Origin of the sequence: Prochlorococcus sp. MIT 1327 (assembly GCF_047304785.1) — a bacterium.
In the GTDB taxonomy this organism is placed as follows: domain Bacteria; phylum Cyanobacteriota; class Cyanobacteriia; order PCC-6307; family Cyanobiaceae; genus Prochlorococcus; species Prochlorococcus marinus_D.
In genome coordinates, this window is record NZ_CP138972.1 from 2245455 (window position 1) to 2258752 (window position 13298).

The following is a 13298-nucleotide window of genomic DNA, read 5'->3' on the forward strand; positions in this document are numbered from 1 at the left end:
GATCCTCAGTCCACCAAGGAAAACATCAACTCACCAGAGCAAACCAGCTGGCCCTCCACCCTGGCTTCCCCCCTGACCTTGCCAAAGCGCTGCCGCTTCAAGCTAAGCAGCTCGCAGCTAATTATGAGCTGATCTCCTGGCACCACCGGACGGCGAAAACGAACTGCATCGATCCCTGCAAATACGAATAACCCCTTGGGCAGATCTGGCATCTGGGCCACGATCAAACCACCCACCTGGGCCATCGCCTCAACAATCAAGACCCCAGGCATCAAAGGACGACCAGGGAAATGACCCTGGAACTGAGGTTCATTGAGGGTCACATTTTTGATCGCAACAGCCCGCTGGCCAGGTTCATGGAGCACAACACGATCAACCAGTGCAAACGGATATCGATGAGGCAGCAGCCCCATGATCTGCTCACTTGTTAACACAGCAGTATTAGGAGAGGGATCGGTCAAGAGACAGTCACAGGACAGACGGCAAGGAGAGCATTCGCCAGATCGTTATGGAGTCCATGGGAGCCCCGATAGACGAGAACCTGAGCCTGAGGGAATCCCACAAGTGCAAGATCTCCGATCAAGTCCAAGAGCTTATGGCGCACTGGTTCATCAGCAAATCGCAGTGGCGGGTTCAACCAGTGATCACCATCACAAACCAAGGCATTGTCTAGGGCACCCCCCTGGATAAGGCCCGCCGCCAAGAGCTGATCCACCTGTTCGCGAAACCCAAATGTTCTCGCCGGAGCAATCTGTTCAGTAAACCCCTCTGGAGTGAGCTCAATCGCCAGCATCTGATGACCAATAGCAGCTTGTGGGAAATCAATCACACCAACAAGATTGAAGCGCTCGGCAGGTGTCGCTGTGATCACACTGCTACCGCGATGACACACCAAAGCACGCTGAAGCACGAGCGGATCGACACGAGGGGTTGCAGCAGGAGTAAGGCCCACTTCGGCTATCGCCTCCACCCAGCCCAGAGCTGAACCATCAAGAAGCGGTATTTCCTCACCAGCAACCTGGATCTCCACATGGGTCAAGCCACAGCCAGCCAAGGCCGCAAGTAGATGTTCCACCGTGCCTAAATGGCGGTCGCCCAGTTCCAAAGTGGTGCAAAGCTGACTATCGCGAACCTGATGTGGCCCCAAAGTGACTGGTGGGTCGCTGTTGTCCAGCCAGGAGACATGGAAGCCAACTTGCGCCGAAGGCTGTAAGCGCACTTCGGCGACCTCCCCACCATGAAGCCCAATGCCTCGTCTTGAGACAGCTCCGCCTAGGGTCCAAGCACGGTCATAACTGGTGGGCCAAAAAGCCACTAGAACTTCCAGCCAACCCCGAGATTAAAGCGCCACTCATCAGTGAAATCCTGGGTTGCCACCTCAAGTCGCAATGGCCCTACTGGAGTGGTAACAATCAGACCAGAACCGATCGAGAATCCAGAACCAGGCTTGTCGAGAAGTTTGCCTGGCTTACCAGGAACATTCTCTTGGGAACCTAAATCAGTACCGCCATCAACGAAAACCTCACCAGAAACGATATTCCAAATCGGGAATCGATATTCAATCGTCGCTTCAACAAAGCTTCGTCCCACAGATAAATCACAATCACTCCAACCTCTTACGGAATTAGATCCACCAAGACAGAAGGCTTCATAAGGAGGTAGATCGCCTAAAACTGTGCCTGCCTTAACCTGAAAAGCAAGGGCCTGAGGACAATTTTCCGGCTCCCCTGGCTTAGGACGGCAGCCCTTGGCAAGTTTCAACCAATTAACTGGAATGAAATGTGTATAGCTAGTCCGAAGACGGTTAAAGGTCGGTGAATGCTCCCCAACAGATACAAATTGCTCCGTACCGAAACTAAAAAAGTTACCAGAAGTTGGATTACGAGGATCATTCAAATTATTATAAGTAGCCGCAACTCTTACACCAAGGAGATTGTTTTCATCTGCACAGTCAAATGCGATACAAATCACGTCGTCATTAGGCGCACCATTACTCTCTCTATCATCAGAGCTAACCCCGTATGGACGGCTATCACCAGAGAAATTAATCGGCCTGACCTTCTGAATATTTAAGCCAGCCAAGACATTCCATGGTGCTTTCTTATATGGATCGCCACCATTTAGAGGTCTTGCAAAAATTATGTTTCCACCAATTCTTTGCAAAGCAACAGAATTCCCTTCATAGTCAAACCAACTAGTATTTGAGTCTGCATTCTCTGCATCAGAAACCGAATCAAATTTCCTTCCCGCAGGATTATTGCTGTTATCTATATCATATACGTAACTAGAACCACCATCATAGTAATCTTTAAGGGTACGAATATTGCCATTATTCTGGCTCTGAAAAACTTGCGGAACCTCACGACTGAGGAATAAAGAGGTACGGAATGACGTGCGGTGAGCATCACCCTTAATCCATGGATCTGTAAATGAGATGCTTCCCAAGCCTCCATACTGACCATAAGTAATGTTCAATGCCATATTCCAGGCCCGACCAAGAAGATTGCTGTCCTGAAGTTGTATCTGGCCAAAAACACCCTGACTCTGGCTATAACCCAGACCACCTGACAACGAACCGGTGGACTGCTCAACAATGCCAAGAATGATTGTCACATTGCCAGGTTCACCAGCAACCGGTTTCAAGGTGACTTTGACATCACTGAAAAGAGATGTGCCATAGAGACGCTTAATATCAGCCTCAAGCTGATTTCGATTAAATGCTTCGCCAGGCTTGATTGATATCTCTCGTGTAATCACCCAGGGCTTGGTCTTGCCATTAATCGGCTCACCCTTCTCATCGGTGGAATCACCTTCCTTATTGAGGAACTGCACCTCCACCCCTGCCACCGTGCCCTGGATCACCTTGAGCTGCACCACTCCATCTGGAGAAACGCGCGTAGGGCCGGTGACCCGAGCCAGGGAATAGCCCTCGTTTGCGTACCACTGCTGCAACTCCTTCATACGAGCCTGCAGTTCATTGAGATTGAGAGTCCTGCCGTAGTCGGGGCTGAATGTTTCCTCAATCACAGATTCAGAAAGCTCAACATCAGGTGGATCAAGTTCCACTTTGGTGAGCAATGGATTGGGCTGCACCTGCACCACGAGCTGAACCCCTAAAGGGCCGTCACTCGGCTCAATGCGCACATCAGAAAACCAGCCCGTGGCGTAAATCGCATCGAGATCACGTTTGAGCTCATCTCGAGTCACACGACTACCGGGACGCACAACCATGGCGTCATAAGCGGCGAGTTCTACACGCTCTTGCTCCGGATGGCCTGCAATCCCTTCGATGATCACCTCGGTGATCAAGACACGAGGCTCCTCAGGCAACTGTTCAGATGCGTTGAGAGGCAGCTCTTGCTGCTCAGCAGGGGTGACCTGAATCTGCTCGACCTCAAGGCTTTCCTCGACGACGCCTTCAGGAGTGGCCTCCAACTGCACATCATCGGCAACCAAGATCTCCCTAGCTGGGGGCTGAGTGTCCTGCTCGGGTGTCTGAGCACGCGCAGGAGCAGCAAGAAGCGGCAAGGTCAGAACCAGGCCAAATGCACCTCGCCGCAAGGCATCCGAGGGTCCGCTAGATAGGAAGCTGGCCATAGGTGATAAGAATCCGGCTACAAAGCCGCCAAATGTGCGCTGACATTACCTGCAGTTGAAGGGATTAGCTCATACCCCTTGGACCCGTTTGAGGATCTCCCCGTAGGCTTCAATCACTCCACCAAGGTCCTGGCGGAAGCGATCCTTATCCAGGATGCGGGCCTGGGGGTCGCTATTTCGATGGTCCCAAAGCCTGCAGGTATCAGGACTGATTTCATCCGCCACCAGCAGAGTGCCTGCACTGTTGAGTCCAAGTTCGAGCTTGAAGTCCACCAACAACAGATCCAAGCTCTCAAAAAATGACAGCAACAGCTGATTCACCCGACGGGCCAACTGTTCGATCTCGAAACGCTGCTGCGAACTGATCAATCCAAGCAGCTGCAGCCTTGATTCGCTCAGCAAGGGATCTCCCAAATTGTCGTCCTTGTAGTAGAGGTCCAACAAAGCGGGCGAAAGCTCAGTACCAGCCGCAATCGGCGTTTGTTGACAAAGCGATCCAGTCGCCACGTTGCGAATCACAACCTCTAGGGGAATCACATCAACATGCTGAACAAGCATCCAGGTTTCGGCGGCCAGGCCGAGGTAGTGAGTGGGCACACCCTCGCGCTCAAGCATCTCGAACAGTCGTGCCGAGATCTGACAGTTCAGTCGCCCCTTGCCCTCGAGTTCAGCCCGTTTGAGTGCATTAAACGCCGTGGCGTCATTCTTGAACTCCACCAACACACGATCGGGCTGATCCGCAGCGAAGACCCTTTTGGCCTTGCCCTCATAGAGCAGAGGGCCATGATCTGGCGTCATTTGAATTCTGATGGAACTGAAACAGGAGGCGCACTTTGATGCGCTTCAACAGCAGCATGGCCGCCAGGCTGACGCGGCGAGCGCAGCTCTTGCTCTAGCAGAGTTGCAGCATCCTGCTGATCTAGATCCCCCCGAACCAACTCCCACAGGGTGTAGCGGTCATCGAGGCGATTAGCGAGACGCTCTAGACGTTGTCGGGGCCTTAAGCCGTCACCACCCGCTGCTAAATCGAACTTCAATTGCAATCGCAGCAAGTCTTCTGCCAGCCCCCAAGCTTGATCTGCCGCCGCCTGGTCAAGGGCTGATTCCAACAGTGTTGAGTGCTGATCGTTGCCTAGACCTTGAAGCAACTCAGCAGCCAGAGCAAGACGGCGGGCCCCCAATGCGCCACGCTCACGGCCAGCCAACAGCACCATGACCGCCTCAGCCGAACGATCCAGGGAAACCTCATGTTCCACCAAGAGATCAAGAGCAGCTCGGGTCAGCGGCAGGCCATCATCTCCATAGCCAACGGTGAGCTGCTCAAAATTCAATGACGTGAGATCACCATTTGCCAGGCGTCGCAGAGCAAGGGCCGCCTGAGCATGATCCAAAGATGCGTTGGCCGCCTGCCAGGAGAGCAGCAACCAAGCGCGACGCTGACTGCCTGGCGCTGGGCTGATACGACTGAGCACCGTCTGCGTGCTAGCTGGAGCCTTGCAGACCATCAATGCTTCAGCATTGGCAATCACAACCTCAAAGGGTTGAGGTGCAGGAGCAATGTCAATCAGGCGATTACGAAGTTCCTGCAGACGCAAGTTGAAGCCAAACAGGGCTGCGTCAGCACAAGCTGTTTTGAGCTCTGGTATCGCCCCATCAAGCAACACTTGCCGATAGACCAGTTCAGACATGGGCTCCCTAGCGGGAGCACGGGGGCCAGGCGCAGAATTAAGAGGCGCAGCCTGATTAACGGCAGCCAGCAGCAGCACAGTCAGCGGCAGCGAATGAATCCCCATGGAGTTGAGTCGTTCAACAAAGATGGAAGAGGGCAACGGATTCCTCTGACGAGATCCGACCTGCTCAAACCTAGGGGTCTTCCCCGTCCCTGCTTGTTCCTATGGCCATGTCCAGCACCCGTCCCCATCCTCTCCCCCCTTTAGAGCGGCTGCTTGTGGTTGGTAGTGGTGGGCGTGAAAACGCCCTTGCATGGGCACTACGACGCTGTTCCGGCATAGAAGACGTCTGGGTCACACCAGGGAATGGGGGCACAAAAGAGCAGCAGGGCTGTGGATGCCTGGCGATCGCAGAAACCGACGTCAATGGCCTGATTGATGCCTGCCAATCGCTTCAGATCGATCTAGTGGTAATAGGGCCGGAAGCTCCACTGGCCGCTGGCGTGGCTGACGAACTGCGCAAGGCCGGGCTAGCTGTATTTGGGCCAGGGGCCGAGGGTGCCCAGCTGGAAGCCAGCAAAGCCTGGTCCAAAACCCTGATGGCTCAAGCCGGCGTGCCAACAGCAAAACACTGGACAGTGAGCACAGCAGCAGACGCTCTGAGCGTGCTGAATCAAGTGCAACAACCCTTGGTTGTTAAGGCCGATGGTTTAGCAGCAGGCAAAGGGGTCTGCGTAGCCGACAGCATCGAAGCAACAGCTGAAGCGATCCAGGAGGTCTTCAGCGGCCGATTCGGAGCTGCCGGTTGCCAATTGGTGCTTGAAGAGCGACTAGAGGGGCCAGAAGTATCCGTCTTCGCACTCTGCGATGGCGAGCAATTGTTATTGCTGCCCCCTGCTCAAGATCACAAACGTCTAGAAGACGGCGACAGGGGCCCTAACACCGGGGGCATGGGGGCTTATGCCCCGGCTCCCCTGCTCGATGCAGCAGGACTCGACCTTGTGCGCAGGGTTGTCCTTGAGCCAACCCTTGCGACCCTGAAGCAGCGAGGCATCGACTATCGAGGTGTCATCTATGCCGGATTGATGCTCACCCCCTATGGGCTGCAGGTGATTGAATTCAACTGTCGCTTCGGCGATCCCGAATGCCAGACCCTCATGCCACTGATGGGTCCAGAGCTGGCAAAAGTTCTGCAGGCTTGTGCACTTGGTTGCCTCGATCAAGCACCAGAGCTATTGATCGAGGACCGCTGCAGTGCATGTGTCGTGGCAGCAGCAGCGGGCTACCCCAATGCACCCCGCAAGGGTGACCGCCTCAACATTCAGCTGCAGCCAGGCCCATCCCTACAGCTTTTCCATGCTGGCACCCGCTGCACTGAAGAGGGAGATCAACTGACCAATGGCGGCAGAGTGTTGGCGGTTGTGGCTCAAGCAAACGATTTTGATCAGGCCTTCTCAAACGCATACCAAGGTCTTGATCAGGTGTATTTCGAAGGGATCACTTACCGCCGGGACATCGGTCACCAAGTGCGCCAGTCCTAGGGTGAAGAGACGCTGAATGGGTTGATGGCCAGCAGTACTTCGCAAGCCATCGCAGAGTGGGCTCCCCCAGGAGATGGCCAACCCCCACCAGAGCCACCCGGCTGGGGGGAACGCATCTATCTCTGGTGGGCAGAATTCAGCCTGCAGACCAAGCTGTTGGCAATCGCCACACTGGTGGTAAGCCTGCTGATGACAGGCGTCACCTTCTTCGTCCTCAACGGCATCCAAAGGGATGCAGGGATGAATGACACGCGTTACGCCAGAGATCTAGGACTCCTCCTTTCCGGAAACGTCACTGAACTTGTCGCCCAAGGACGTGACAGGGAACTGGCAACTGTTGCCGAACAATTCTGGCGCTCGCGCAGCCTTCGTTACATCTTCTTCGCCGACCCAGATGGCTTGATCTATCTGGGAATCCCCATTAGCGCTTCCCCTGTCAGCGGTGATAACGATCTGCAACTCAACCATCGCTTGGAACTGCCAGCAGAGCTGCCATCACGACCAGAAAACGCACTGATTCGCCAGCACCTCACCCCTCAAGGTCAACTCACCGATGTCTTCGTTCCACTGGTGTGGAAAGGTGATTATCTGGGGACACTGGCTCTGGGGGTCAACCCCAACGACACAGCTCTTGCCAGCGCGGCTCTCACGCGACAGGTGACGATTGCCGTCTTCATCTCCATCTGGGTGCTTGTAATTCTCGGCGCCGTTTTCAATGCTCTAACGATCACGCAGCCTGTGAAGGAGCTGCTGCGTGGTGTAAGGGCCATTGCTTCCGGCAATTTCGAAGCTCGAATCGCTCTACCGATGGGAGGAGAACTGGGAGAACTCCTGAATGGCTTCAACGCCATGGCCTCCCAACTGGAGGCCTATGACGCCGCCAATATTGAAGAGCTCACTGCCGCCCAAGTGAAGCAGCAATCGCTGATTGCCACGATGGCCGATGGCGCTTTACTGCTCGATGAAGTTGGACAAATCGTGCTGGCCAACCCAACAGCACGGCGGCTATTTCGCTGGGAAGGTCGAAATCTTGAGGGCCAGGAACTGCTCAATGAGTTACCAGAGATCATCGCAAACGAACTGCATGATCCACTTCAATCTCTGCTGCGCAATATCGGTGAAAGTAACGATCTGCGTTGCAGTCTTGAAGAACCATCACGCACACTTCGCATCGTGTTGCAGTCAGTACGTGATCAAAGCGGTGAAACCCTTAAAGGCATCGCAATCACAGTGCAGGACCTCACAAGAGAAGTGGAGCTCAATGCAGCCCAAAGCCGCTTCATTAGCAACGTTTCACATGAACTTAGAACACCACTGTTCAATATCAAAAGCTATGTAGAAACACTGCATGATCTCGGTGATCAACTCAGCGAAGAAGAAAAGAAAGAATTCTTAGGTGTTGCTAATTCCGAAACCGATAGGCTGGCTCGACTCGTTAATGATGTACTCGACCTTTCGCGATTGGAATCCGGACGGACCGTGCAGTTCGAGCCCATGGATCTTCGCCCTGCCATCGAGCAAACCCTACGCAACTATCGGCTTAATGCAGATGACAAGCAGATTCATATTGAGTTCAATACAGATGATGAGCTACCAACAATCCTGGGAAATTGGGATCTATTACTCCAAGTGCTCGACAATTTAGTCGGCAATGGGCTCAAGTTTAGTCGTACTGGTGGAAGCCTGATGGTGCGAGCCTACACATGGCCTGATAGCTGCAAAATGTCTCCAATCGAGAGCAGCAAATCAGCACCACATTGCGAATTTTTCTCACCACTCCCCAAGCTGCGCGTAGAAGTTTCGGACACAGGCCATGGCATCAATCAGGATGACCAACAACATATTTTTGACCGCTTCTACCGTGTGGAAAATGCCGTGCATACAGAAGCCGGCACCGGTCTTGGACTATCAATCGTGCGCGGCATCATCGAAAAGCATGGCGGCCAAATACGAATGGCCAGTGAGGTTGAGCTGGGCACAACCTTTTGGTTTGATCTACCTCTTGAGCAAACAGATGCCGACGAGCTTATCGTGCAATCAGTACGAACAACTAGGCAACAAGAACAAGGTTTAGAACTCTAATTCAGCCAATAAACTGAATCAACCAGTGGCTTTAAGGCCCTTACATCGAAGGAACATTAAGCGCGTTCGTCGTCAGCAATACGATGAGGAGCACCACTGAAGATCCGTTCGAAGTTAGAGAATGAGTCTTTAATCTGTGGGCCATTATCAGTAATAACATACTCACGAATTCTCTTGTCGTGCCATGAGCCACGCATCTTGAATACATTCACAGCTCTGGCCATCTCGCCGCGGATCTCCACATACTGAAGCAGCAGAATAGTATCTGTGATTGTGGAGATATGGGAGTCGGTAATCGAATGACTTCCCATAAACTCTTCAGCGGTATTGGTAAAGAATCCCGCTATTTCCTCCTGCTTTGCATAGCCTGTTACTCCAATCACAAACTGCCTAAAGGCATTGAGGCTCACGCCACGTGCAAGGGCCGAAAGTGAATCAATCGCCATCCTCGATGGCTTGAATTGTCCAATCTCCGTTTTAATAATCTCCAGATGATCTTCCAGACCAGTCGACTCTGGATAAGCACAAATAATCTTCAACAGGCCTTCACTTTCCATCTCTTCAAAATCAATCCCCCAACTGGTGGCATTACGCAGAAGTTGGGCTCGCGACTCCTCATAGGCAAACAAAACCGCGCGTTCCTTATTTCGGAAAGCATCCTCAATAAACTTCGACACCAAAAGGGTTTTACCAGTGCCCGTTGCACCAGTAACAAGAATGATCGAATCCTTGAAGAAACCTCCACCACACATCTCATCAAGATGAGGAACACCAGAACTAATCCGCACGTTGGAGGAACGCTGCGTAAGCCGCATTGCGCCTAAAGGAAAGACGCTGACGCCTTGGGTGCCCATGGTGAATGGGAACTCACCCTTCATGTGAGTTGTGCCACGTAACTTGAGAATCTCAACGGTACGTCGACGCTTCTCAGTCTCAAGAACATTGCGTAGGATGACGACGTTGTCGGAGACAAACTCCTCTACCCCATAGCGTGCAATTGGGCCATATTCATCAATCCGTTCTGTGGTCATTACGGTGGTAACGCCAATCACCTTAAGACGTGCAATCAAGCGAAAGATTTCCCTACGCACCACAGAAATTGCGTCGTACTGTTGGAAAACGGCTGTCATTGAATCGATTGCCACCCGTTTCGCTTTATATTTAACAATGGCATAATTAATCCTTTCAATTAACCCTGAAAGGTCAAAGCTGCCTGCAACATCTTGACCATCAGGATCCGGTGAAGCATCGAGTATGAATAATTTATCCTGCTCCACCATCTCTTGAAGATTCCAACCAAAGCTGACGGAATTTCGCAAAATATCTGATGGAGACTCTTCAAAGGTCACGAAGATTCCAGGCTCATCGAACTGGGTAATGCCGTTGTGTAAAAAATGAAGTGAAAAAACTGTCTTGCCTGTACCCGACGTGCCACTGATCAGCGTGCTACGCCCCGTCGGCAAGCCGCCATGACAGATGTCATCAAAACCTTCGATCCCAGTAGGCAGCTTCTGCACCTGAATCTGGGAGGAGCCACCGGCACTAAAAGACTGCATAGCTAGGACGTTCTACTCAAAAGCTAGAGAGAATTAGCCCTGGAACAAAGCGCTGCACCGCGAGCCTTAAGAATCTGGCGACGCAATGTCATCGTCTGCGAACGAATCGAGCTCCGCTGAGCCGAGCATCTCCTCAGGAATCTCGTCATAGATCTCGTCATAGAGGAGGTCAAGACCAATCAAAACCCGTTCGCGATCTGAGAGGTCACCAATGATCCTGCGCACCGGTGGCGGCAGGATCTTGGCCAAGGTTGGTGTCGCCAGAATTTTGTCTTCCTCTGCAAGCTGAGGATTCTTGAGCACATCGATCACCTTGAGCGCATACACGCCACGGAACTCGTTCTCGAGAATGTCGCGCAGAGTTTTAAGCGCCCGCATCGAATTAGGGGTATTCCCTGCTACGTACAACTTGAGGATGTAGGTTTTTCTTGGGCTCATAATTGCATCTCAGAAGCATCTTCTAAATCGGAACTGATTGATATCAACAAAAGGGGTACTTCTGCGGAAAGCGAGTGTTGAAGCATCACCCAAAGGTGTTTTGCTAGATCGAGCAATGCGAATAGAACGCCCGGCGATGACTCTCTCTCATGCAACTCAAGTCTGAACTGTTGCCAGAAAGCGTCAATGAAATCCATATGGATCTCCACAACCTAGGTGATCGATCAAACAGCAAACAATGCCGATCAACTCGCGATCTAGGGCCAGAGGAACAGCGCAAGAATCTCGAAAATCACTCATGCATCAATCTCTGCATCAACGAAAACCTCTCCTCAAGACAACTGAGGCTGCAACAAGCTGATCAGAGACTCTCCTAGGCCTGCGAGCACAACATCCTCAGGCAGAGCAGGGCTGGCAAAACACCAATCACAGCAAACATCAAAGAATGCTGGTGTGTTGAGCCGCAAGAGAAGCAATGATCAAAGTCGGCTTCGCTCCGAGGTTTTGACGCTCAGGGATCAGCGTTCAATCTTGACTAAAGGCGCCTAAACGCGGGACGATGTTTGTTTGACTCTCGATTGCGAGTCAGGCCAAATCGGTCAAAGTGGTGCGGCGCTTATCAGCCCAGCTCTGCAGATTCCGAGCCTGAACGCGTCTTAAAGCACCCATGGCCGAGAAACCCGCCGCAAAGCCAAAAGCCGCTACAGCCAAAGCTGAAGCTAAAGACCAAAGTGATTCATACGCCATAGTTGAGGCCTCTGGCCAGCAGTTTTGGTTGCAACCCAACCGTTACTACGACCTAGACCGTCTGCAAGCGGCTGTTGATGACACCGTCACCCTTGAGAAGGTACTGCTGATCAAGGATGGCAAGAATGACGCCACAGTTGGCCAGCCTTACGTGAAGGGCGCCAGCGTGGAACTGAAGGTGATGGACCACCGCCGTGGCCCCAAGATCATCGTCTACAAAATGCGCCCCAAGAAGAAGACAAGACGCAAAAATGGACACCGCCAAGAACTCACGCGAGTAATGGTTCAATCCATTTCAATAGACGGCAAAGCACTCAGCTAACCACCCTCTCCATACACTACTCTCAATACATCTTAAATCACCATGGCTCATAAGAAAGGCACAGGCTCCACACGCAACGGCCGCGATTCAAATTCCAAGCGTCTTGGAGTGAAGGCCTATGGCGGCGAAACCGTTACAGCAGGGTCGATCCTGATTCGCCAACGCGGCACCTCAGTGTTGCCAGGGGTGAACGTTGGCCAGGGCAAAGACGACACCCTCTTCGCTCTAACCGATGGTGTGGTGACCTTCGAAAGCATTCGCCGCAGCCTGCGCAACCGCAAGCGCATCAGTGTGGTTGCCTCCAGCTGAGCAATCTCAGCCTTTGCAGACAATGCGGGCAGCAGCAGTCACAAACTGAACGCTGCTGATCAGGTGACGGTGCCATTCGGCTTTGTGGTGATCGACAAGCCTGCTGGCCTCACCTCCCACGACTGTGTGAGCCGAATGCGGCGTGTGTTTGGCCTCAAGCGCGTGGGCCACGGCGGCACACTTGATCCTGCCGTCACAGGAGTTTTGCCCATCGCCCTAGGGCATGCCACCAGACTGCTGCCCTATCTACCCGGCGCCAAGAGCTATCGCGGCAGCATCCAACTGGGCCAACGCACCAGTAGCGACGATCAACAAGGGGATCTGATCTCCAAGCAAGCCTGGCCCGAATTGAACACAGCAGAGATCGAGGCCTATCTCGAGCCGTTTCGCGGCAGGATTCAGCAACGGCCACCGCAAGTTTCAGCCGTGCATGTGCAAGGGGAACGCGCCCATGCACGTGCCCGCAGGGGAGAAACGATGGAGATTCCAGCGCGAACGATCACGATTGATCGCTTGCAGCTACTCAACTGGAACCAACAACTGGGCCAAATCGACTTTAACGTGCATTGCTCATCAGGCACATACATTCGCTCTCTCGCACGAGATCTAGGCGAATTAATTGGCTGCGGCGCTTGTCTGGGATGGTTAAAGCGAACCCAGGCACTGGGGTTTCACGAGCAACAAGCCGTACCACTACCCGATCGAGACAATCCAGCCCTAACGACTCCGCCTGCTGTGTTACCGCCACTCACGGCCCTTGCACACCTACCAAGACTGCAACTCAACGAAGAGCAACAGGAGAGCTGGAGCTGCGGGCGACGCATTACCGCCCATCCAGATCAATGCCAACCAGCACCCAAACCTCTGGCCTCTGATCAGCAAGAATCTGCTCCAAACCAAACTGAGCCAAGCGCAAACAAGCCCATGCTCGTGGTGATCGACTGCAGAGGCGAAGTTGCCGGAATGGCCTACTGGGAAGACAACGCAACAGTGAAGCCAAAAGTTGTGTTCAACGCACGGGGATGATCGCAACACT

Annotated in this window: 14 protein-coding genes; 5 read left to right on the forward strand and 9 right to left on the reverse strand. The window is 53.0% G+C overall.

The genetic code is table 11. The features are described from left to right. Window positions 1-5: 5 nt before the first annotated feature. The 5 genes from fabZ to SIB80_RS11325 form a co-directional block, all read right to left on the reverse strand. Window positions 6-461, reverse strand: a complete 456-nt coding sequence (gene fabZ / locus SIB80_RS11305) for a 3-hydroxyacyl-ACP dehydratase FabZ (protein WP_196757485.1) — start codon at window positions 459-461, stop codon at window positions 6-8. After that, window positions 458-1315 (reverse strand): UDP-3-O-acyl-N-acetylglucosamine deacetylase, encoded by an 858-nt coding sequence (gene lpxC / locus SIB80_RS11310; protein WP_063419511.1) that lies wholly within the window; start codon window positions 1313-1315, stop codon window positions 458-460. Before lpxC ends, fabZ begins: the two co-directional genes overlap by 4 nt. Then, window positions 1315-3597 (reverse strand): BamA/TamA family outer membrane protein, encoded by a 2283-nt coding sequence (locus tag SIB80_RS11315; RefSeq protein ID WP_063419512.1) that lies wholly within the window; start codon window positions 3595-3597, stop codon window positions 1315-1317. Before SIB80_RS11315 ends, lpxC begins: the two co-directional genes overlap by 1 nt. Before the next feature lie 69 nt (window positions 3598-3666). Further along, window positions 3667-4395: a phosphoribosylaminoimidazolesuccinocarboxamide synthase gene (purC, locus tag SIB80_RS11320; protein ID WP_063419513.1), complete on the reverse strand. Its 729-nt coding sequence runs from the start codon at window positions 4393-4395 to the stop codon at window positions 3667-3669. Next, complete coding sequence (locus SIB80_RS11325; RefSeq protein ID WP_063419514.1) at window positions 4392-5390, reverse strand: hypothetical protein; 999 nt, start codon at window positions 5388-5390, stop codon at window positions 4392-4394. Before SIB80_RS11325 ends, purC begins: the two co-directional genes overlap by 4 nt. A gap of 101 nt (window positions 5391-5491) precedes the next feature. Here SIB80_RS11325 and purD point away from each other — a divergent pair, with 101 nt between their 5' ends. Continuing rightward, entirely contained in the window at window positions 5492-6808 is a 1317-nt protein-coding gene (purD, locus tag SIB80_RS11330) for a phosphoribosylamine--glycine ligase (protein ID WP_063419515.1), read from the forward strand. A gap of 24 nt (window positions 6809-6832) precedes the next feature. Continuing rightward, window positions 6833-8890, forward strand: coding sequence for an ATP-binding protein (locus SIB80_RS11335; RefSeq protein WP_063419516.1), 2058 nt, complete (start codon window positions 6833-6835; stop codon window positions 8888-8890). A gap of 56 nt (window positions 8891-8946) precedes the next feature. Here SIB80_RS11335 and kaiC read toward each other — a convergent pair whose 3' ends face one another. The 4 genes from kaiC to SIB80_RS11355 form a co-directional block, all read right to left on the reverse strand. After that, entirely contained in the window at window positions 8947-10446 is a 1500-nt protein-coding gene (kaiC, locus tag SIB80_RS11340; protein ID WP_063419517.1) for a circadian clock protein KaiC, read from the reverse strand. A gap of 66 nt (window positions 10447-10512) precedes the next feature. Further along, window positions 10513-10884 carry a circadian clock protein KaiB gene (kaiB, locus tag SIB80_RS11345; RefSeq protein WP_063419518.1) on the reverse strand — a complete coding sequence of 124 codons (372 nt, stop codon included), beginning with the start codon at window positions 10882-10884 and terminating at the stop codon, window positions 10513-10515. After that, window positions 10881-11093 carry a hypothetical protein gene (locus tag SIB80_RS11350; protein ID WP_370520976.1) on the reverse strand — a complete coding sequence of 71 codons (213 nt, stop codon included), beginning with the start codon at window positions 11091-11093 and terminating at the stop codon, window positions 10881-10883. The genes kaiB and SIB80_RS11350 overlap by 4 nt, the downstream gene beginning before the upstream one ends. A gap of 123 nt (window positions 11094-11216) precedes the next feature. Further along, complete coding sequence (locus SIB80_RS11355) at window positions 11217-11360, reverse strand: hypothetical protein (RefSeq protein WP_169190012.1); 144 nt, start codon at window positions 11358-11360, stop codon at window positions 11217-11219. A gap of 191 nt (window positions 11361-11551) precedes the next feature. Between SIB80_RS11355 and rplU the strand changes: the two genes are divergently transcribed. From rplU to truB, 3 genes are all read left to right on the forward strand, one after another. Beyond that, complete coding sequence (gene rplU / locus SIB80_RS11360) at window positions 11552-11953, forward strand: 50S ribosomal protein L21 (RefSeq protein ID WP_063419520.1); 402 nt, start codon at window positions 11552-11554, stop codon at window positions 11951-11953. Between the two features lie 42 nt (window positions 11954-11995). Beyond that, on the forward strand, window positions 11996-12262 hold the full coding sequence (gene rpmA, locus SIB80_RS11365; RefSeq protein WP_011825214.1) for a 50S ribosomal protein L27: 267 nt from the start codon (window positions 11996-11998) through the stop codon (window positions 12260-12262). Between the two features lie 63 nt (window positions 12263-12325). Further along, window positions 12326-13288: a tRNA pseudouridine(55) synthase TruB gene (gene truB, locus SIB80_RS11370; RefSeq protein ID WP_063419521.1), complete on the forward strand. Its 963-nt coding sequence runs from the start codon at window positions 12326-12328 to the stop codon at window positions 13286-13288. The last annotated feature ends 10 nt before the right edge of the window (window positions 13289-13298 follow it).